A 19,368-nucleotide genomic window follows, 5' to 3' on the forward strand; every position below is an offset into this window, starting at 1 on the left:
GGCCCTGCCGCTGTCCCTGTGTTCTCCCCATGGCGACATGCCGCCCAAAACAAAGAGTGATCGAACTCACGTGCGAGGCTCCACCCTGCCCTGGAGTAGCGTTCTTACGGCAGGCCTCCTGGCGACGGCGGCCTGCCGTACAGGGAGAAAGGTGTGAAGTGACGCGCAAGGCGGAGATCGGCGAGCGGCTGGGCGAGGTGGAGGAGCGGATCGCGCAGGCGTGCCGCGCCGCCGGACGGGACCCGGCGGAGGTGACGCTGATCGCGATCACCAAGACCTATCCCGCCGACGATGTGCGGATCCTCGCCGAGCTGGGCGTCCGTGACGTCGGCGAGAACCGCGACCAGGAAGCCGCCGGCAAGGCCGCCGAATGCGCTGATCTGCCGCTGACCTGGCATTTCGTGGGGCAGCTGCAGACGAACAAGGTCAGGTCCGTGGTCGGGTACGCCGACGTGATCCACTCCGTCGACCGCGAGCGGCTGGCCAGGGCGATCTCCAAGGAGGCCGTCAGGGCGGGGCGCGAGGTGACGTGCCTGGTGCAGGTGGCGCTCGACGACGACCCGGAACGCGGCGGCGCGCTGGCGGCGGACGTGCCCGCGCTGGCCGATGTGATCGCGGCGGCCGAGAACGTGCGGCTGGGCGGGGTGATGGCGGTGGCGCCGCTGGGGGAGGATCCGGGCAAGGCGTTCGGCAGGCTGCGGGAGATCGCGCTCGCGCTCCAGTCGCGGCATCCAGGCGCGGTCATGGTGTCCGCGGGGATGAGTGGGGATTTGTCCGAGGCTGTGGCAAACGGTGCGACACACGTGCGGGTCGGTACGGCGTTGCTCGGTCGCCGCAAGCCCTTCGTCAGGTAATGTCCCCTCAAGTGGGTCTTAGTAGAGGTCGATCTGCGGTGAGCTCCAAGGGGGTACGGCTACCGCCTCGGGACCCCGCCCGAGCGAGTGCGACCATGAGCAGGAGGACGACGTAGTATGGCCGGCGCAATGCGCAAGATGGCGGTCTACCTCGGTCTCGTGGAGGACGACCGTTACGAGAGGTACGAGGCCTACGCGGACTACGACCCTCCGTACGAGGAGGAGTCGCCGCGGACCGGTGAGGAGCGGGCCGTCGCGGTCCAGGACCGCGATGACGAGACCGACCCCGGTGTGCCCGCACCCAGACCCTCGACGACGGTCCTGGAGCGGCGCACCACCGACCTCGCGAGGATCACCACGCTCCATCCGCGCACGTACAACGAGGCGCGTACGATCGGAGAGCACTTCCGGGACGGCACCCCGGTCATCATGAACTTGACTGAAATGGTTGACAGCGACGCGAAGCGGCTTGTGGATTTCGCGGCAGGTCTGGTCTTTGGCCTACATGGCAGCATTGAACGTGTTACCAACAAGGTGTTCCTGTTGTCCCCTGCCAATGTCGAGGTGACCGCCGAGGACAAGGCTCGAATCGCGGAACGCGGATTCTTCAACCAGAGTTAGAGTCTCTGTATGTCTATCGGACCCAACCTGGTCTCACCGAGACCGTCGGGAGGGCTCATCAGAAGTGGAGGCGCGGCCACGCCGTGGGGATCGTAGGTCAGATCTTGGTGGTTGTCCTGTCCCTCTACCTGGTGTTGCTCATCGGAAGAATGATCTTTGAGACGGTGCAGGCGTTCGCCCGCCAGTGGCGGCCCTCCGGCGTCGTGCTGGTCCTCGCAGAGGCCACATACACCGCAACCGACCCACCTCTCAAGTTTCTCCGCCGTTTCATTCCTCCCCTCCGGTTGGGTACGGTGGCCTTTGACCTAAGCTTCACAGTCCTGTTCATCGTGGTGCTGATCCTGATCCAGATCGCGGGATCGCTCGCCAGGTGACGTGCCTGCGAGGTCCGGTCGAGAACCGACTCGTGTCCGCGCTGATGTGATTCGGGTCTGCCCCCTCCGGACAGACCCCAAGCGCGCCAAGGAGACCAAAAAATGCCGCTGACGCCCGCTGACGTGCGGAACAAGCAGTTCAGTACCACCCGGCTGCGGCCGGGCTACGACGAGGAAGAAGTAGACGCCTTCCTCGACGAGGTGGAAGCTGAGCTTGACCGCCTGATCCAAGAGAACGAGGAGCTGCGCGCCAAACTGGCCGAGTGCCTGCGTGGGAAGGTGCCCGGCGGCATGAACATGCCCATGGCCTCCGCCCCCGTGCAGGAGCCCAAGGCCGAGATGCAGCTGCCGCCGCAGCCGGAGCCCATGCGGGCCCCCGAGCCGCAGCCGATGCAGCCCATGCAGCCGCAGCCCCAGCCCGTTGCCATGAACATGCCTCCCGCCGAGGACAACATGGACACCGCGGCCCGCGTGCTCGCCCTCGCCCAGCAGACGGCCGACCAGGCCATCGCCGACGCCCGCCGCGAGGCGGACGAGACCGTCACCCGCGCCCGCCGCGAGGCCGACGACATCCTGACCAAGGCTCGCCGCCAGGCCGAGCAGGTCATCGGTGACGCCCGTGCCCGCGCCGAGACGCTGGAGCGCGACGCGCAGGAGCGCCACCGTCAGGCCATGGGCTCCCTCGTCCAGACCCGTGACGAGCTGGAGCGCAAGGTCGAGGAGCTGCGCAGCTTCGAGCGCGAGTACCGCAGCCGCCTCAAGCTCTACCTGGAGAACCAGCTCGCCGAGCTGAACGTCTCCGCGGAGGGCAGCGGCGGGTTCCCGGTTCTGCCGAACCCCGGCGCGCCGGCCATGTCGCACGCCGTACCCCAGGGTGGTCAGCAGCCGCTTCCCGGCGGTCCCAGCCCGTTCGGCGGCGAGGCTCCCCAGGGCGCCTTCCCCGGCGCCGACGGCCCGCACAACGACCGCCGGTAAAGTAGCGGGTCAACACAAGGACCCGTCACTCGAGAGAGCCCCCTAGTGATCCTTATCTCTGCTGGTCTGGTGCTCGCGGCGGTCGTGCTACTGATCGCGGGCTTCGTGCTGGCAAAGCCGTTTCTGATCATGTGGTCCATCGTGGTGAGCGTGCTTTCCGCGTTGTTCCTGGTGATCGGGGCGCTGCTGCGGCGTCATGAGCTGTTCCCCGGCGGGCGTGCCGGGGCCACGGCCACCCCTCCCGAACCCGCGAAGTTCGGGTACCCGCAGCCGCCACACTCCGACCAGGCTCCCGCGGGAGCGCCGCCGTCTCCTCCGCGTACCCAGACGTTCCAGCAGACGGCGACCATCCCCTCACCGGCTCCCCGCCGGCCCGCGGCACGCGGGATCTCCCCGGACGCGCTCGTCCTGGTGATCCCCGGGCGCAAGCGTTACCACGTACCGGGATGCCGCCAGCTGATCGGACGGGATCACGAGGAGCTCACCTTCGAGGAGGCGCGCGAGGAGGGCTTCACGCCCTGCACGAGCTGCCTGCCCGACGCGGCGCTCGGTGGACGGCAGCTGCCGCCTGCCGCCGACCCCGAGCCCGTCACGCCCCACCCCGCTGCCTCGCCGGAGACCAGGACCGTCTCCGCCGAGCTTCCGGCGGAACCCTCCGAGGCGACCCGCGACCTGCGGCCCGCGGGCCCCGTCGCAGCGCCGAAGCCGGCCCCCGCCGCTTCCACCCCCACTCCGGAGTCCGGGCCCGACCAGCCTGGCGGCTGGTTCGCCCCCAAAGCCTCTTCCTCCGGTACGGCGAAGCCCTCCGCGGCCGGTGACGACACCCCGCCCGCACCGGGGCCGGACGACGAGTCCGACGCCGAGACGACCAACCCGCACCTCCGGCTCCCCGCCATGGATTCCCCGTCCAAACCACCGACGGGCGGTTCTACGAGCGCGGCAGGCAGTTCGACGAGTGCGACGGGCAGTCCCACGGGTGCGGGCAGGCCCGCGAGTGTGGACGGCAAGCCCGAGAGTCCTTCGGGCGACAAGCCCGCAGGTCCTTCCGGCAAGGCCGCGAGCCCTTCGGACAAGCCCTGGAAGGACGAGAAGTCCGGGGCTGACAAGCCCGAGCGTTCTGCTCTGACCGGGCAGGGGCCTTCGGCCGGGCAGCGGCCTCCGGCCGAGGAGAAGATCGGGCATCCGGTCACCGGTGACAACGGCGCGGGCCGACGGCCCGAGGCGCCGGTCGCCGACGAGGGCAGGCCCACCGGCAAAAGCCCGTCAGGGCCCCGCGTGGCGCCCTATGTCGCCCCCTCGGCCACCAACGGCGAGGCCAAGCCCGCACCCCCGGAGAAGAAGCCTGAGCCCGGCTCACGACCCACGCCCAGGCCTGGCGAGGAGTCCGGCAAGCGGTCTGCGACCACGTCCGCGGCAGAGGGCAAGCCCGAGGGGCCGTCCCCGGAGCCGGAGCCGAAGCCCCGACCGGCCGCCGAGGACGTCGCCGGTGATGTCGCGCCCGCCAAGGACACGCGGCCGGGCACGGTGAAGGTCATCGTCGGCACGCGGCGCTACCACAGCACCGCCTGCCCGCTGATCCGCGGCGCCGGTGACACGGGCGTGGAGACCATGACCCTGGCCCAGGCCGAAGCCGCCGGGCTGACCAGCTGCTCGGTCTGCCAGAACGACCGCGAATCAGTCAGCTGACGTACCGGTCCCGCACGTAAGAAAGACGCGGCCCCCAAACAACGGGGACCGCGTCTTTTTCGCGTCTACGCGCGGCGGAGCTGGAAGGTCAGGCCCAGGTCGGTGTCGGTGAACACCGGCAGGTCGGACGAGCCCTCCGTGACGGACAGGGCCAGGACCTCGTCGGCCACCAGCCCGCCGTCCGACCGCAGCGCTTCGGCGAGGTCGGCCGAGTCAGCGGTCCACCACAGGTCGATCCGGTCGGTGATCGCCAGCCCGCTCGACTTGCGGGCGTCCTGCACCAGCCGGATGACCTCGCGGATCAGCCCGGCCCTGCGCAGTTCGCCGGTCATGGCCAGGTCGAGCGCGACGGTCTCGCCGGTGCCGGTGTCGACGGCGCCGGTCTCCACCGCCCAGCCGGAGCGCGGCTGCTCGGTGACGATCACGTCGTCCGGGCCCACCTCTACGGTGCCGAGCTCGGCCGCCTCCAGCGAAGCCGTACCCCCGGAGCGCAGGGTGCGCGCCAGGGAGGTGGCGTCGGCGGCGGAGACGGCGGCGGCGACCAGCTTGGTCTGGGAGCCGAACCGCTTGCCGAGCGCGCGGAAGTTGGGCTTGACCGTGTAGGAGACGAGGTCGGCGCTGTAGCCGGACATGTCCTCCAGTGTCTGCACGTTCAGTTCGTCGGCGATGAGCTCGCGCAGCTCGTGGGGCAGGGCGGGCCAGTCGTGGGCGCCGACCAGCGCGCGGCCCAGCGGCTGGCGGGTCTTGACCCCGGACGAGGCGCGGGCGGAGCGGCCCAGTTCGACCAGCCGCCGCACCAGCGCCATCTGCTGGGACAGCGCGGGGTCGAGCAGATCCTCGCGTACGGCCGGCCACGTGGTCAGGTGCACCGAGGCGGGGTCGCCCGCCCGGCGCAGCACGTCCCACAGGTAGTCGGTGACGAACGGGGTGATCGGCGCCATGAGCCGCGTGACGGTCTCCAGGCACTCGTACAGGGTGGCGAAGGCGTCCTGCGAGCCCTGCCAGAACCGGCGGCGCGAGCGGCGCACGTACCAGTTGGACAGGTCGTCGAGGAACTCCGCCAGCCGGCGCCCGGCCCGCACGGTGTCGTACTCGTCGAGCGCCGCGCTCACCTCGGCGACGGTGCGGTGGAGCTCGGCCAGCGCCCAGCGGTCGATGAGCGGCCGCTCGGCGGCGGGGGAGGCGTCCTGGGGCGTCCAGGATGAGGCGTTGGCGTAGAGGGTGAAGAAGGAGGCGGTGTTCCAGTAGGTCAGCAGGACCTTCCTGACGATCTCCTCCAGCGTGCCGTGGCCGACCCGGCGCGCCGCCCAGGGCGAGCCCGAGCAGGCCATGAACCAGCGCAGGGCGTCGGCGCCGTGCTGGTCCATGAGCGGGATGGGCTGCAGCACGTTGCCCAGGTGCTTGCTCATCTTGCGGCCGTCCTCGGCCAGGATGAGGCCGAGGCAGAGCACGTTCTCGTAGGAGGACTGGCCGAAGGTCAGCGTGCCGACGGCCATGAGCGAGTAGAACCAGCCGCGCGTCTGGTCGGTGGCCTCGCAGATGAACTGCGCCGGGTAGACGCCCTCGGGCTTGCCGCGGGCGCCCCACTGGGCGAACGGCATCGAGCCGGAGTCGTACCAGGCGTCGATGACGTCGGGCACCCGCCGCGCCTCGGCCGAGCAGGACGGGCAGGGGAAGGACACGTCGTCCACGAACGGGCGGTGGGGGTCGAGCGCGGACAGTTCCTGACCGGCCAGCTCGCCCAGCTCCTCCAGGGAGCCGACGCAGGTGATGTGGCTCTCGTCGGCGGTGCACACCCACAGCGGCAGCGGCGTGCCCCAGTAGCGCGAGCGCGACAGCGACCAGTCGACGTTGTTGCGCAGCCACTCGCCGAAGCGGCCCCACTTGATCGTGTCGGGGAACCAGTTGGTCTTCTCGTTCTCGGCGAGCATCTGGTCCTTGACCGCGGTGGTGCGGATGTACCAGGAGGGCAGCGCGTAGTAGAGCAGCGCGGTGTGGCAGCGCCAGCAGTGGGGGTAGCTGTGCTCGAAGTGACCGCCGCGGAACAGCAGGCCGCGGGCGCGCAGGTCATCGGTGAGTCCCTCGTCGGCGTCCTTGAAGAACTGGCCGCCGACCATGGGCACGTCGTCGAGGAAGCGGCCGTCGGGGCCGATCGGGTTGACGACCGGCATGCCGTACTTCTTGCAGACCGTGAGGTCGTCGGCGCCGAACGCGGGGGCCTGGTGGACCAGGCCGGTGCCGTCCTCGACGGTGACGTAGTCGCCGAGCACGACGTAGTGCGCGCCCGGGATGTCGACGAGGTCGAAGGGGCGCGCGTAGGAGGTGCGCTCCAGCTCGCGGCCGGTGAAGCGGGCCACCTCGGTGGCGCCGTCGCCCAGCACGCCGAGCAGCGGCTCGGCGACCACGAGCACCTCGCCGTCGGCGGTGCGCGCGGCGACGTAGGTGACGTCGGGGTGTACGGCGACCGCCGTGTTGGACACCAGCGTCCACGGCGTCGTCGTCCAGACCAGCAGCGAGGCGCCGAGCTCCTGGAGGCGGCCGGAGGTGGCGGGCATGCGCACGTACACCGACGGCGACGACACGGTCTCGTAGCCGCCCGGCTGGCCCAGCTCGTGGTCGGACAGGCCGGTGCCGCAGCGCGGGCAGTACGGGGTGATGCGGAAGTCGCGGAACAGCAGGCCCTTGTCGAAGATGACCTTCAGCGACCACCAGACCGACTCGATATAGGACGGGTCCATGGTCCGGTAGGCGGTGGACAGGTCGATCCAGTAGCCCATCCGCTCGGTGAGCTCTTCGAAGGCGTCGACGTGGCGCAGCACGGACTCGCGGCACTTGGCGTTGAACTCGGCGATGCCGTACGCCTCGATGTCCTTCTTGCCGGACAGGCCGAGTTCCTTCTCGATGCCGACCTCGACCGGCAGGCCATGGCAGTCCCAGCCGGCCTTGCGGGGGACGCTGAACCCCTGCATGGTCTTGTAGCGCGGGAACAGGTCCTTGAAGACGCGCGCCTCGACGTGGTGGACGCCGGGCAGGCCGTTGGCGGTGGGCGGACCCTCGTAGAAGACCCACGACGGGTTGCCTTCGTTCTGCTCCACCGAGCGCTCGAAGATCTTCCCGTCGCGCCAGCGGTCGAGGACCTCGCGCTCGAGCGCGGGCAGGTCGACCTGCGCGGGAAGAGAGCGGAAAGAGTGGGAAGACATCTCGGGCGGGACCTCCACGCTGGTCACAAGCTGACAGGTGCGTGAAGGGACGAAGCCGGACGGCTCCGCGGTACCACCCTTCTTGGCCCCGGAAAGGGGCCCTCTTCGTTCAGGGCTGCGGCCGGTTCTAGTGAGCTCGGTGACGAGCCGTTCTTCCGGCGGCTCCGGGGTGATATCCCTCACAGTCGGGCCCCATCAACGCCTTGCAGGCTCAAACCATAACGCAGAGTGGAGCGAAAGACTTCCCCGTTTTCCGAGGGCCGCGTCCGTGGCGGGCAAAGCGGTGGGAATGGACTCTTCAGTGGAGGAGTTGAATTCGCGGGGCGGGATAGTACGGGAGGGGTAAACCGCACGGCGGGTCGTTTGCCGATCCGTTATCGGGCACCTAAGCTGCCCGCACCATTCACCGGCCTTGATCAGCATGGAGGCAGCCATGGCGGCAGTCACGCAGACCGCAACACCGTCGATGTGGTCGGAGCAGGAGCTGGCCGAGGTACGCGAGTCCCTGCAGAGGGAGATAGACGAGCTCAACGCGGACATCCGCCGCCACGAGTCGGAGATCGCCTCGGGCGACGTGACGCAGGGCGCCGGCGACGACCAGGCGGACGCCGGAGCCAAGACCTATGAGCGCGAACGCGAGATCGCCCTTACCCTGAATGCGCGCGACCTGGTCGCGCAGAACGAACGTGCGATCGCCAGGATCGACGCAGGGACTTATGGAGTGTGCGAATCGTGCCAGAAGCCGATCGGCAAGGAGCGCCTGCAGGCGTTCCCGAGGGCGACGCTGTGCGTGACGTGCAAGCAGCGGGAGGAGCGCAGGTAAAGCGCAAGCTCCTCCTCCTGCTGGGCGCGCTCGCCTTCGTGATCTACGTGGCGGACCTGGTCACCAAGACCGTGGTGCTGCGGACACTCGAAGGCGAGCCGCCCAACGTGATCATCCCGGGCGTGCTCCAGTTCCGGGTGATCTTCAACTCCGGCGCCGCGTTCAGCATCGGGACCGGGATGACGTTCGTGTTCACCATCATCGCTTCGGGCGTGGTGGTCGCGATCATCCGGACCGCCCGCAAGCTGCGCAGCCTGCCGTGGGCGATCACGCTGGGCCTGTTGCTGGGCGGCGCGCTGGGCAACCTCACCGACCGGTTGCTGCGCTGGCCGTCCGGCTTCGGCCGGTCGACCCAGCTGCAGGGGCACGTGGTCGACTTCATCGAGGTGCTGCCGGGCAACTTCCCGATCATCGACTACTTCCCGGTGTTCAACATCGCCGACTCCGCGATCGTGTGCGGCGGCATCCTGGCGGTCATCCTGGCCTGGCGTGGTCTGCAGATCGACGGCACCCGCGAGGTGAAGAAGTGAGCGAACAGCGCAGCCTGCCCGTCCCGGACGGGCTGGAGGGGGAGCGGCTGGACGCCGCCCTGTCGCGGCTGTTCGGCTTCTCCCGTACGCGCGCCGCCGAGCTGATCGCCACCGGCGAGGTGCTGGTCGACGGCAACGAGGCGGCCAAGTCCGACCGGGTGCACGCGGGCGCCTGGCTGGAGGTGACGATGCCGCCGCCGGTCACCACCCCGATGCCGGTGGCCGAGCCGGTGCCCGGCATGACGATCGTGTACGAGGACGACGACATCGTCGTGGTCAACAAGCCGATCGGCGTGGCCGCCCACCCGACCGTCGGCTGGACCGGCCCCACCGTCATCGGCGGCCTGCTCGGCGCCGGGCACACCATCGCCACCAGCGGCGCGGCCGAGCGCCAGGGCATCGTGCACCGGCTCGACGCCAACACCACCGGGGCGATGGTCGTGGCCAAGAGCGAGCACGCGTACTCCCACCTCAAGCGCGCCTTCAAGGAGCGCACGGTGGACAAGCGCTACAACGCCCTCGTCCAGGGGCATCCCGACCCGTTCCGCGGCACCGTGGACGCGCCGATCGACCGGCATCCGGCCGGTGACGGGCGCTGGGCGGTAGTGGCGGGCGGCAAGCCGTCGGTGACGCACTACGACACGATCGAGGCGTTCCGGGCGGCGTCGCTGCTGGACATCAAGCTGGAGACGGGCCGCACGCACCAGATCCGGGTGCACATGTCCGCCCTGCGGCACCCGTGCGTGGGCGACCTCCTCTACGGCGCCGACCCGACGCTGGCGGCCCGGCTGGGCGTCACGCGCCAATGGCTGCACGCGGTGTCCCTGGGCTTCGAGCATCCCTCTTCGGGGGAGTGGATCTCCTTCACCACGGACTACCCCGAAGACCTCCAGAAAGCCCTCGACCTGGTGCGCTCCGAGTCCTAACCTTTCTCGGGCTTTCCATCCGTTACGGCGAGCCGCCCCCACGCCACCCGCCGCCGTGCGCGGGCGCAGATCGTGGGGGTCGCTTCTCACGTCGGACAGACGCGCCACCGTCACGGCCCACCCTGACCACCTGGACCGGCCCCACGTGTGCCTTTGAGGGCCGGGACCGGGTTAGCCGGTGGGTACCGGGGTTCGGGTGAGGTAGTCGGTGACGAACGCCGTGGTGTGGGTGCCCGCGGCGAACTCGGGCTGGGCCAGCAGTGCGCGTAGCAGCGGGATGGTGGTGGCCACGCCGGGGCCCTCGACGGCGAACTCGGCCAGTGCCCGGTCGGCCCTGGCGATCGCCTGTGCCCTCGTCGGCGCCCACACGACCAGTTTGGCGATCAGCGAGTCGTAGTCGGGTGGCACTCGGTCGCCCTGGGCGAAGCCCGAGTCGACGCGGACGCCCGGCCCGCCCGGTGGGCGGAACACGGTGAGCAGGCCCGGTGTGGGGCGGAAGCCGGTGGCCGGGTCCTCGGCGTTGACGCGGCACTCGATGGCCGCGCCGGTGAGCGTGACCTGGTCCTGGGTGAGCGAGAGCCGTTCACCTGAGGCGGCCCTGATCTGTTCGGCGATCAGGTCGACGCCGGTGAGCAGTTCGGTGACCGGGTGTTCGACCTGGATCCTGGCGTTGATCTCCATGAACGTGGCGTTGCCGTCGGCGTCGACCAGGAACTCCATCGTGCCGGCGCCGGTGTAGCCGACGTGCCTGGCCCCGGCGACCGCGTACGCGCCGAGCCGGTGGCGCAGGTCGTCCGGCAGCAGCGGGGATGGCGCCTCCTCGACCAGCTTCTGGTTGCGGCGCTGCAGTGAGCAGTCGCGTTCGCCCAGGTGGATGACGGCGCCCGAGGCGTCGCCGAGCAACTGCACCTCGACGTGCCTGGCCGCGGGGACGAACCGTTCGACGTAGACCGACCCGTCGCCGAACAGCTGCTGGGCCAGCGCGGTGGTGGCGCGGTAGACCTCGCGCAGCTCGCCGGCGTCGCGGGCGACCGCGATGCCGCGCCCGCCGCCGCCCGCCGCCGCTTTGACGATCACCGGGTAGCCGATCTCGGCCCCGATCCTCTCGGCGTCGGCCGGCGAGGGCACCGCGCCGTCGCTGCCGGGCAGCACCGGCAGGCCGGCCTCGGCCATCAGCGCGCGCACCCGCGCCTTGTCGCCGACCAGGTCCATGACCTCGGGGCGTGGGCCGACGAACGTGATGCCGTGGGCGGCGCAGATCCGGGCGAAGTCGGCGTCCTCCGACAGGAAACCGTAGCCCGGGTGGATCGCGTCCGCCCCGGTGCGCAGCGCCGCCTCGATGATCGCCGGCACGTAGAGGTAGCTGCGGCGGGCCGGGGGCGGGCCGATGCTCACCGCCTCGTCGCAGGCCGCCACGTGCCCGGCCGTCCGGTCGGCGCTCGAGTACACGGCCACCGTGGGGATGCCCAGCTCCCGGCAGGTCCTGGCCACGCGGACCGCGATCTCGCCCCGGTTGGCGATGAGGATCTTGCGCGGCCTCATCCGTCCACCCTGATCCGCACCAGGTCCTGGCCGTACTCCACCGGCTCGGCGTTGCCCGCCAGCACCTCCACGACCTCGCCCGACTGCTCGGCGGCGACCGGGTTCATCAGCTTCATCGCCTCCACGATGCCGATCGTCTGGCCCGCCTCCACCCGGTCTCCCGCGCGCACGAACGGCGCCGCCCCCGGCTCGGGCGCGACGTAGAACGTGCCGACGAGCGGCGCCGTCACGACCGCCAGCGCCGGATCGGCCGCCTCCTGCGGCGTCTCCTCCCACTCAGCCTGTACGGCCGGCGGCCCCGCGGGCACGGCTCCGGCCCACGACACCTCCAGGGAGCAGTCGCCCAGCCGTACCGAGACCGACGACACCGGTCCGGGAACCGTCTTGACCAGGTTCCCCACTTCCTCGCGCAGCAGCCGCAGCGCCGCGTGCAGATCCTGCTCATCCACCCTCGACCACCCCCAGCCGGCGAAACCGCTCGTACCTGTCCTTGCGCAGCTGGGCGCCGTCCATCCCGGCCAGCTCGCCCAGCGCCTCCAGCACCGCCTCGCGCAGCGCGTCCATCGCGGCGGCCGGGTTCTCCTGGGCGCCGCCGGGCGGCTCGGGCACGACGCCGTCCACGACGCCCAGCCGTAGCAGGTCGGGCGCGGTGATGCGCAGCGACGACGACAGCTCCAGCGCGTGCGAGGGGTCGCCGTGCAGGATCGTGGAGCAGCTCTCCGGGCTGATCACCGAGTAGACGGCGTGGCGCAGCATCAGCACCCGGTTGGCCACGGCCAGCGCCAGCGCGCCGCCGCTGCCGCCTTCGCCGATGACGGCGGCGACCACCGGCACGGCCAGCTCCGACATCCCGGCCAGGCACTCGGCGATGGCCCACGACTGGCCGCGGTCCTCGGCGCCGACGCCCGGTGCCGCGCCCTGCGTGTCCACGAAGGTCACCACGGGCAGGCCCAGGCGGTCGGCCAGGCGCATCAGGCGCAGCGCCTTGCGGTAGCCCTCGGGGTGGGCCAGGCCGAAGTTCCTGGCGACCAGCTCCTTGGTGTCGTGGCCCTTCTGGTGGGCCACGATCATCACCGGGGCGCCGCCGAGCATCGCCGGGCCGCCGACGATCGCCGGGTCGTCTCCGTGCAGGCGGTCGCCGTGCAGTTCGACGAAGTCGGTGCACAGGTGCCAGATGTAGTCCAGGGCGGTGGGGCGGGCGGTGTCGCGCGCCAGCCGTACCGTCTCATGGGGGCGTGACGGACCGGTCAGCTCGTCGGGGTCGCGCACCACAGCGGGCGGGCGCGGGCTGGTCAGCTCGTCCGGGTCGTGCACCACGACGGCGGGTGGCTGTGGGGGGTGCGGGGTGGTCAGGGCGAGCAGGCGGGAGAGCAGGGGGCGCAGGCCCTCGCGGGGTTCGACGCGGTCGAGCATGCCGCCGGCGAACAGGTACTCGGCGCTCTGGAAGCCCTCGGGCAGCCGCTCCCTGGTGGCCGCGGCGATGACGCGCGGGCCGGCGAAGCCGATGAGCGCGCCCCGCTCGGCGACCAGCACGTCGCCCAGTGTCGCGAACGACGCGGTCACGCCGCCGAACGTGGGGTCGGTGAGCACGCAGACCGACAGCAGGCCCTCCTGCCGCAGCCGGCTCATGGCCTGGGCGGTCTTGCCCATCTGCATGAGCGAGAGCGTGCCCTCCTGCATGCGGGCGCCGCCGGACGCGATGGCCAGCACCAGCGGGAGGCGGGTGCGCACGGCCAGTTCGCAGGCGCGGGTGACGGCCTCGCCGACCGCCGAGCCCATGCTGCCGCCGAGGAAGGCGAAGTCCATGGCGGCCACGACCGCGGGGCGGGCGCCGATGCTCGCGCGGCCGTAGACGATCGCGTCGTCGAGGCCGGTCTTGGCCCTGGCCCGCGTCAGGCGCTCGGTGTAGGGGAGGGTGTCGGAGAAGCCCAGCGGGTCGCCGCCCCTCACCTGGGGTACGGCCGGCCGGAAGGAGCCCTCGTCGACCAGCGTGGCGATCCGCTCCATCGCCCGCAGACGGTGATGGTGGCCGCACTCGGGACAGACCTGGTGCGCGCGGGCCAGGCGGGGCAGGTAGACGATGGCCGAGCAGCCGGCGCACCGGGTCCACTCGTCGGTGGCGGTGACGGTCACTGCGCACCTCCGCCGGGGGTCCAGTGGTAGAAGCGGGTGGCCATGGCGTCGGCGGGGCTGCGCCAGGTGGCCGGGTCGTACGGGGCGACGTGCGGGCTCAGCTCCTCGCTCAGGCCGCGGAAGTCCGCGCGGTCGCGCGCCTGGGCCATCGCCTGGCCGGCCGGGCCGTCGAAGTCGACGACGTGGAAGTACAGTTCGCGGTACTGGTACAGCTCGCGCCGCCGGACCCCGAGCGCGTGGGGGAGCTCGCCGTCGTCGGACTCGCCGAACAGGCGGGCGACCTCGGGGGCGCTGCCGGGACTGAGCCTGGCGACGATGAGGATCCTTTCGGACACGTGACCTCCTGGTGGCAAGAGCCTTCGCGAAAAGAGCTTTCGCGAAAAGAGCTTTCGCGAAAAGAGCTTTCGCGAAAAGAGCTTTCGCGAAAAGAGCTTTCGCGAAAAGAGCTGCTGTGTCGGTCTCACCGTAGGAAGCGCCCCCGGCGGGTGTCGCCCACCGCATGCCTGATTGCCCGCCTCCTCCGCGCGGGGGAGAGCCCTAACGCGCGGAGGAGGGGACCAGGCCGTTCTCGTAGGCGTAGATCACGACCTGGACGCGGTCGCGGACGCCGAGTTTCTGGTAGAGGTGCTGGACATGGGACTTGACGGTGCTGTCGCCGAGGACGAGCTCCCTGGCGATCTCGTCGTTGCTGTAGCCGCGTACCAGGAGGCGGAAGACGTCCCGCTCCCGGTCGGTGAGCTGCTGCAGGCTGCCGCCGGTCGTGCTGGAGAGGGTGGGCCGCTTGGCGAACTCGTCGATGAGCCGCCGGGTGACCGAGGGTGACAGCAGGGCGTCGCCCTCGGCTGCCTCGCGTACGGCCTCGATGACCCGCTCGGTGGGCGCGTGCTTGAGTATGAAGCCGCTGGCGCCGTTGCGCAGGGCGTCGAACAGGTGCTCGTCCTGGTCGTAGATGGTGAGGATGACGACCTTGGCGGGACTGCGCGCGCCGATGATCTCCCGGGTCGCGGTGAGGCCGTCCATGCGCGGCATGTTGATGTCCATGAGCACGACGTCGGGGCTGAGGCGCTTGACCGCCTGCACGGCCTCCACCCCGTTGGCGGCCTCGCCCACGACGGCGAGGTCGGGCACGCCGCTGAACGTGGCGTGCAGGCCGGTCCTGATGAGCGGCTGGTCGTCGACGATCAGGACGCGGATCGTTCGCACGGGCGGTCCTCCCATAAGTGGCCGCCCTCCAGCGGGAGCAGTGCGCGTACGGCGAAGCCGCCCCCGGCCAGCGGGCTCGACTCCAGCACGCCGCCGTGCTCGGCCACGCGCTGCCGCAGTCCTTCGAGTCCGGTGCCGCCCCCTCCTTCGGGCGGGACCGCCTTGGGCCCGCCGCCGCCGTGGCTGATCACCTCGACGGTGAGGCAGCCGTCGATCGAGGCCGACAGCAGGATCGGGCCGTCGGCGTGCTTGAGCGCGTTGGTCAGGGCCTCCTGGGCGACCCGGAAGGCGGTGTGCTCGACGTCCGCCCCCGCGGCGTTGACGCTGGAGAGGTTCTCCAGCACGAGCGTGATCTGGCCCTCCGGGGCGCGGCCGGTGAGTTCGGCCAGCCGGACCGCCAGTGGGGTCCCGGATGGCGCCACCAGGCCGGGCTCTCCTCCCGGCGGTGGAGCGGGCATGGCCCGCAGGCTGCCCAGGGCGCCGCGCAGTTCGCCCAGTGTGGCCTGCGCGGTGCTGTCGATGACGTCGGCCGCGTAGCGCGCCGAGGGCAGCGCGGCGGCGAGTTGACGGGCGTGGAAGGCGATGACGACGAGGCCGTGTCCGACGCCGTCGTGCAGGTCGCGGGCGATTCGGCTGCGCTCGCGCAGCATGGCGCCGGACTTGAGCCGGCAGTGCGCCCCGGTGACGACCAGGGCCGCGGTGGTGAGGCCGAGAAGCACGGCCAGCAGTACCTCTACCTCAAGGAGCTGGATGTCCCCAAGTAAGTGAGTATTTCCCCATTTAACCCCCATGATCGGGGAGCCTAGTTGACCCACATACCCATGACAAGAAAATCGTAAGAATGGTCACAGGGGCTTCACATAGAGCGTTATTCGGTTCGCTGGAGCTCCGTCTGTGCAGGGCATACCATGCTGACCTGCCCGGATCAAGCGCTCACAGCGTTCTCCCAGCGTTCGCTATGGCTTCTCTATGCCCCGCGTAACACTGCGAAATGGTGTGCGCTTCAACAATTTACATTTGGGTTTTATTAGGGTGAATCCTTTATGTCTCATTCGAGGAGGGGAGGAGATCCCCCGAAGTGAGGGGACGCGGGTTCGCCAAAGCGGTGGAAGACACCCGGCCCCCCTCCGAACACGCTGAAGGCATGCAACGTCATGCGATCACATTCCAGATCAAGCCCGGCTCTGAGGCGGCCGTACGCGAGCTGCTGGCCACCTACGATCCGCCCGACTGGGACACCCCCGACGGCGCGCGGCTGATCAGCACCTCGATCTTCATGAAGGACACCACGGTGATCCGCGTCGTCGAGATCGACGGCAGCCTGCCGAGCGTGATGGCGCACCTGTCCAGGCAGCCCAGCATCCAGCAGCTGGAGCGCGCCCTCGACCCCCACCTGGCCGTGCCCCGCGACCTGAGCACGCCCGAGGGCGCCCGCGCCTTCTTCATGACCGCGATCATGGAGCACGTCACCACCCGCGTGGCGGAGCCCGTCCGATGACGGCGCCGGCGCTCATCGTCACCGGGGCCACCGGCGGCCTCGGCCCCGCCGTCGTCAGCCGGCTGGCCGAGCGCGGCGACCGCCTCCTGCTCACCGGCCGCGACAAGGCCAGGCTGGCCGAGCTGGGCAAGGAGTACGACGTCGAGACGCTGGCCACCGACGTCTCCGACCCTGCCGGCGCCCGGGAGGCGGCCGAGGCCGCGCTGGCCGCCTTCGGGCGGATCGACGGGCTCGTGCACCTGGTCGGCGGGTTCCGGGCCGGGCCGTACTTCCTCATGGACCCGGCCGCCTACGAGGGCATGCTGCGCGACAACTTCCTGTCGGCCGTCACCGCCACCCAGGCCCTGCTGCCGCATCTCACCGACGGCGGCCGGCTGGTGTACTTCAGCACCCCGCTGGCCGACGAGCCGATGCCCGCGCTGTCGGCTTACGCCGCCTCCAAGGCCGCGCTCGTCGCGTGGGTGCGTTCGATCGCGCACGAGCTCAAGCGCGGCGGCGTGCACGCCAACGTCGTGTCCATGACCATGGCCGACACCCCGCAGAAGCGCCGGGAGCGCCCCGACCTCGACACCGACCACATGGTCGCGCCCGAGCTCGTGGCCCGCGTGGTCGCGTTCCTGACCAGCGCCGAGTCCGACGGCCTGTACGGCAGCGTGGTGCCGGTGCTCGGCCGCTTCGAGTTCACCTCCGAGCTGTCCGGGAGGCCGCCCCGATGAGCGCCCGCATCGTCTTCCTCATCCGGGTGCCCGCCGAGCGCACCGACGACTTCCTCACCGCCTACGAGAAGATCCGCTACGAGGTCGCCGGCGGCGTGCCCGGACACCTCAAGGACCAGGTCTGCCAGTCGGCCACCGACCCCGAGCAGTGGCTCATCACCAGCGAGTGGGCGAACCTGGACGCGTTCCTGGCGTGGGAGGCCGGCGAGGAGCACCGCGAGCTGGTCAAGCCCATGCGCGAGTGCATCACCGAGGCGCGCTCGCTGCGCTTCCACATCAGGCAAGAGACCAGCAGCCCGTCGTGAGCGCGCGCAGGATCGCCGTGGTCGGCGGCGGCATCGGCGGTCTCAGCGCCGCGATCGCGCTGCGCCGCGCCGGCGCCGCCGTCACCGTGCACGAGCGCGCGCCGGCGCTGCGCGCCGCCCAGTCCGGCCACGGCCTGGTGCTCTGGCACAACGCCGTGCTGGCGCTGCGGCAGCTCGGCCTGGACGCGGGCAAGGCCGGCTACGAGCTGCACACCCACCACTTCCGCAACCGGCGCGACCGCACGCTGGCCACCTGGCCGATGGCCGACATGGCCCCCGTCTACGACGCGCCCGTCTACAGCGTCAGCCGTCCCGACCTGCACCAGCTCCTCGCCGAGGAGGTCGGCGGCGACCTGGTGCTCGGCTCCCGCTGCACCGGCTTCTCCGCCGGCGCCGACGGGGTCACGCTCCGCTTCGACGACGGCAGGGAGGAGCGGGCCGACCTGCTCGTCGGCGCCGACGGGCTGCGCTCGTCCGTGCGGGCCGGGCTCATCCCGCACGAACCTCCTCCCAGGTACGCGGGCTTCACCGCCTTCCAGGGCGTGATCAAGCTGCCCGGCTCCGGAGTTCCCCCGCACACCTTCCTCAGCACCTGGGGGGAGGGCCGCTGGTTCGTCTGCTACCGGCTGGGCGGCGAGCACGTCTACTGGGACGGCGTGCTCAGCGACCACATCACCGCCCCGCTGGGCACGAGGATCACCGGCCTGCTGGCGGAGCAGTTCGCCGGCTGGCCCGATCCGGTGCCCGCGCTCATCGCCGCCACCCCCGAGGCGGACCTGACCCCCGTCCCCATCTACGACCGGCCGCCGGCCGCGCGCTGGAGCCACGGCCCGGTGACGCTGCTCGGCGACGCCGCCCACCCGATGACCTTCAACCTGGGCCAGGGCGCCGGGCAGGCCATCGAGGACGCCGTCGTCCTCGGCCAGGTCATGGCCGAGCCGGACCTGCCCGCCGCCCTCGCCCGCTACGAGGCCAGGAGGGTCGCCAGAACCGCCCGCATCGCCCGCAGGTCCCGGGCCAACGGGGCGCTCACCCGCTGGCGCAACCCGGTGGCCTGCGCGGCCCGCGACGCCTTCATGCGGCTCACCTTCGACCGCCTCGTCTTCCGCAAGACCTACGACCTCACCATGGCCGTCGACTTCGCCGAGAGGAACACACCATGACCGGGCTGCCCAGCGGCGTGAGCCGTACAGCCGTGCTGATCGCGCAGGCACGAGAGGGAGAGAGCGCGCGCCCGAGCGGCCTCTTCCGCGACCCCCTCGCCCGCCCCCTCGTCGAGGCGGCCGGGCGGATCGACGGCGTCAGCGAGGCGGGCCGGCGCGCCGCCGACCACTTCGTGCTGCGCACCCGCTACTTCGACGACCGCCTCACCGAGGCCGCCGCGGCCGGAATCCGGCAGGTCGTGCTGCTGGCCGCCGGGCTCGACACCCGCGCCTTCCGCCTCGACTGGCCGGAGGACCTCGCGCTGTTCGAGGTGGACCTGCCCGATCTGGTGGCCTTCAAGGAGAAGGTGCTGGCCGACCAGGGCGCCCAGCCCCGCTGCGCGCGCAAGGCGGTCGCCGCGGACCTGCGCGAAGACTGGCCCGCCGCGCTCACCGAGGCCGGGTTCGACCCGGAGCGGCCGACCGCGTGGCTGATCGAGGGCGTGCTCATGTACCTGGCGCCCGAGGACGGCGCGCGGGTGCTGGAGCGCGTCGGCGAGCTGTCGGCCCCCGGCAGCCGGCTGTCGGCCGAGCACGTCAACGAGGCCTACCTGCGCCAGCCCGCCATGAAACCGGCCATGAACCGCCTGCAGGCCACCCAGGCCGCCTGGCTGTCGTCGGTCGAGGACCCCGTCGACTGGCTCGCCGGTTTCGGCTGGCGCGCCGAGGTCACCCACCAGGCCGACCTCGCCAGGAGCCTCGGCCGTCCCGTTCCCCCGATGGCCGACTCGTCGGTCGTCGGCGCCGCCCGTATCTGGCTTGTCACCGCACTCAGCTGAA

Annotated in this window: 20 protein-coding genes; 13 read left to right on the plus strand and 7 right to left on the minus strand. The window is 71.1% G+C overall.

The window, feature by feature from the left end:
* Positions 1-158: 158 nt before the first annotated feature.
* The 5 genes from HNR40_RS12795 to HNR40_RS12815 all read left to right on the plus strand — a co-directional run bounded on the left by HNR40_RS12795 (position 159) and on the right by HNR40_RS12815 (position 4,510).
* On the plus strand, positions 159-854 hold the full coding sequence (locus HNR40_RS12795) for a YggS family pyridoxal phosphate-dependent enzyme (RefSeq protein ID WP_312896311.1): 696 nt from the start codon (positions 159-161) through the stop codon (positions 852-854).
* A 117-nt stretch (positions 855-971) separates the two neighbouring features.
* On the plus strand, positions 972-1,475 hold the full coding sequence (locus HNR40_RS12800; RefSeq protein ID WP_184960714.1) for a cell division protein SepF: 504 nt from the start codon (positions 972-974) through the stop codon (positions 1,473-1,475).
* An 83-nt stretch (positions 1,476-1,558) separates the two neighbouring features.
* Positions 1,559-1,849: a YggT family protein gene (locus HNR40_RS12805; RefSeq protein ID WP_184960716.1), complete on the plus strand. Its 291-nt coding sequence runs from the start codon at positions 1,559-1,561 to the stop codon at positions 1,847-1,849.
* Positions 1,850-1,951: 102 nt separating this feature from the next.
* Entirely contained in the window at positions 1,952-2,824 is an 873-nt protein-coding gene (locus tag HNR40_RS12810; RefSeq protein WP_184960718.1) for a DivIVA domain-containing protein, read from the plus strand.
* A 45-nt stretch (positions 2,825-2,869) separates the two neighbouring features.
* Complete coding sequence (locus tag HNR40_RS12815) at positions 2,870-4,510, plus strand: hypothetical protein (RefSeq protein WP_184960720.1); 1,641 nt, start codon at positions 2,870-2,872, stop codon at positions 4,508-4,510.
* A gap of 65 nt (positions 4,511-4,575) precedes the next feature.
* On the opposite strand, the gene ileS is transcribed toward HNR40_RS12815, so the two are convergent.
* Positions 4,576-7,710 carry an isoleucine--tRNA ligase gene (ileS, locus tag HNR40_RS12820; protein ID WP_184960722.1) on the minus strand — a complete coding sequence of 1,045 codons (3,135 nt, stop codon included), beginning with the start codon at positions 7,708-7,710 and terminating at the stop codon, positions 4,576-4,578.
* A gap of 433 nt (positions 7,711-8,143) precedes the next feature.
* Between ileS and HNR40_RS12825 the strand changes: the two genes are divergently transcribed.
* From HNR40_RS12825 to HNR40_RS12835, 3 genes are read left to right on the plus strand one after another with little or no spacing between them, the layout of a single operon-like run.
* Positions 8,144-8,533 (plus strand): TraR/DksA family transcriptional regulator, encoded by a 390-nt coding sequence (locus HNR40_RS12825; protein ID WP_184960723.1) that lies wholly within the window; start codon positions 8,144-8,146, stop codon positions 8,531-8,533.
* On the plus strand, positions 8,497-9,063 hold the full coding sequence (lspA, locus tag HNR40_RS12830; protein WP_312896312.1) for a signal peptidase II: 567 nt from the start codon (positions 8,497-8,499) through the stop codon (positions 9,061-9,063). The genes HNR40_RS12825 and lspA overlap by 37 nt, the downstream gene beginning before the upstream one ends.
* Positions 9,060-9,989: an RluA family pseudouridine synthase gene (locus HNR40_RS12835; RefSeq protein ID WP_184960728.1), complete on the plus strand. Its 930-nt coding sequence runs from the start codon at positions 9,060-9,062 to the stop codon at positions 9,987-9,989. The genes lspA and HNR40_RS12835 overlap by 4 nt, the downstream gene beginning before the upstream one ends.
* A 171-nt stretch (positions 9,990-10,160) precedes the next feature.
* Here the strand turns inward: HNR40_RS12835 and HNR40_RS12840 are convergent, their stop codons facing one another.
* The 6 genes from HNR40_RS12840 to HNR40_RS12865 all read right to left on the minus strand — a co-directional run bounded on the left by HNR40_RS12840 (position 10,161) and on the right by HNR40_RS12865 (position 15,658).
* Entirely contained in the window at positions 10,161-11,531 is a 1,371-nt protein-coding gene (locus HNR40_RS12840) for an acetyl-CoA carboxylase biotin carboxylase subunit (RefSeq protein ID WP_184960730.1), read from the minus strand.
* Positions 11,528-11,980: an acetyl-CoA carboxylase biotin carboxyl carrier protein gene (locus HNR40_RS57160; RefSeq protein WP_184960732.1), complete on the minus strand. Its 453-nt coding sequence runs from the start codon at positions 11,978-11,980 to the stop codon at positions 11,528-11,530. Before HNR40_RS57160 ends, HNR40_RS12840 begins: the two co-directional genes overlap by 4 nt.
* Complete coding sequence (locus HNR40_RS12850; RefSeq protein ID WP_184960733.1) at positions 11,973-13,664, minus strand: acetyl-CoA carboxylase carboxyltransferase subunit alpha; 1,692 nt, start codon at positions 13,662-13,664, stop codon at positions 11,973-11,975. The genes HNR40_RS57160 and HNR40_RS12850 overlap by 8 nt, the downstream gene beginning before the upstream one ends.
* Complete coding sequence (locus tag HNR40_RS12855; RefSeq protein WP_184960734.1) at positions 13,661-13,999, minus strand: TcmI family type II polyketide cyclase; 339 nt, start codon at positions 13,997-13,999, stop codon at positions 13,661-13,663. Before HNR40_RS12855 ends, HNR40_RS12850 begins: the two co-directional genes overlap by 4 nt.
* A 202-nt stretch (positions 14,000-14,201) precedes the next feature.
* A complete protein-coding gene (locus HNR40_RS12860) occupies positions 14,202-14,867 on the minus strand; it encodes a response regulator (RefSeq protein WP_312896313.1) in 666 nt (221 codons plus the stop codon).
* The gene (locus HNR40_RS12865) at positions 14,846-15,658 is read right to left on the minus strand and encodes a sensor histidine kinase (RefSeq protein ID WP_184960738.1); all 813 of its coding nucleotides are present in this window, start codon (positions 15,656-15,658) and stop codon (positions 14,846-14,848) included. Before HNR40_RS12865 ends, HNR40_RS12860 begins: the two co-directional genes overlap by 22 nt.
* Positions 15,659-16,011: 353 nt before the next feature.
* On the opposite strand from HNR40_RS12865, the gene HNR40_RS12870 reads away from it, so the two are divergent.
* From HNR40_RS12870 to HNR40_RS12890, 5 genes are read left to right on the plus strand one after another with little or no spacing between them, the layout of a single operon-like run.
* Positions 16,012-16,365: a SchA/CurD-like domain-containing protein gene (locus HNR40_RS12870; RefSeq protein ID WP_184960740.1), complete on the plus strand. Its 354-nt coding sequence runs from the start codon at positions 16,012-16,014 to the stop codon at positions 16,363-16,365.
* Positions 16,362-17,081, plus strand: coding sequence for an SDR family oxidoreductase (locus tag HNR40_RS12875; protein WP_184960742.1), 720 nt, complete (start codon positions 16,362-16,364; stop codon positions 17,079-17,081). Before HNR40_RS12870 ends, HNR40_RS12875 begins: the two co-directional genes overlap by 4 nt.
* A complete protein-coding gene (locus tag HNR40_RS12880) occupies positions 17,078-17,386 on the plus strand; it encodes an antibiotic biosynthesis monooxygenase family protein (RefSeq protein ID WP_184960744.1) in 309 nt (102 codons plus the stop codon). The genes HNR40_RS12875 and HNR40_RS12880 overlap by 4 nt, the downstream gene beginning before the upstream one ends.
* Positions 17,383-18,549, plus strand: a complete 1,167-nt coding sequence (locus tag HNR40_RS57165; protein WP_184960746.1) for an FAD-dependent oxidoreductase — start codon at positions 17,383-17,385, stop codon at positions 18,547-18,549. The genes HNR40_RS12880 and HNR40_RS57165 overlap by 4 nt, the downstream gene beginning before the upstream one ends.
* Positions 18,546-19,367 carry an SAM-dependent methyltransferase gene (locus HNR40_RS12890; RefSeq protein WP_184960748.1) on the plus strand — a complete coding sequence of 274 codons (822 nt, stop codon included), beginning with the start codon at positions 18,546-18,548 and terminating at the stop codon, positions 19,365-19,367. Before HNR40_RS57165 ends, HNR40_RS12890 begins: the two co-directional genes overlap by 4 nt.
* Position 19,368: the final 1 nt, after the last annotated feature.

It is taken from the genome of Nonomuraea endophytica, from assembly GCF_014203235.1.
In the GTDB taxonomy this organism is placed as follows: domain Bacteria; phylum Actinomycetota; class Actinomycetes; order Streptosporangiales; family Streptosporangiaceae; genus Nonomuraea; species Nonomuraea endophytica.

Excerpts from the sequence above, each read along its gene's own strand:
- HNR40_RS12825 (WP_184960723.1), top strand. The coding sequence starts at position 8,144 with ATGGCGGCAGTCACGCAGACCGCAACACCGTCGATGTGGTCGGAGCAG.
- HNR40_RS12870 (WP_184960740.1), top strand. The coding sequence starts at position 16,012 with ATGCAACGTCATGCGATCACATTCCAGATCAAGCCCGGCTCTGAGGCG.
- HNR40_RS12865 (WP_184960738.1), bottom strand. The coding sequence starts at position 15,658 with ATGGGGGTTAAATGGGGAAATACTCACTTACTTGGGGACATCCAGCTC.
- HNR40_RS12810 (WP_184960718.1), top strand. The coding sequence starts at position 1,952 with ATGCCGCTGACGCCCGCTGACGTGCGGAACAAGCAGTTCAGTACCACC.
- ileS (WP_184960722.1), bottom strand. The coding sequence starts at position 7,710 with ATGTCTTCCCACTCTTTCCGCTCTCTTCCCGCGCAGGTCGACCTGCCC.
- HNR40_RS12800 (WP_184960714.1), top strand. The coding sequence starts at position 972 with ATGGCCGGCGCAATGCGCAAGATGGCGGTCTACCTCGGTCTCGTGGAG.
- HNR40_RS12890 (WP_184960748.1), top strand. The coding sequence starts at position 18,546 with ATGACCGGGCTGCCCAGCGGCGTGAGCCGTACAGCCGTGCTGATCGCG.
- HNR40_RS12880 (WP_184960744.1), top strand. The coding sequence starts at position 17,078 with ATGAGCGCCCGCATCGTCTTCCTCATCCGGGTGCCCGCCGAGCGCACC.
- HNR40_RS12840 (WP_184960730.1), bottom strand. The coding sequence starts at position 11,531 with ATGAGGCCGCGCAAGATCCTCATCGCCAACCGGGGCGAGATCGCGGTC.
- HNR40_RS12875 (WP_184960742.1), top strand. The coding sequence starts at position 16,362 with ATGACGGCGCCGGCGCTCATCGTCACCGGGGCCACCGGCGGCCTCGGC.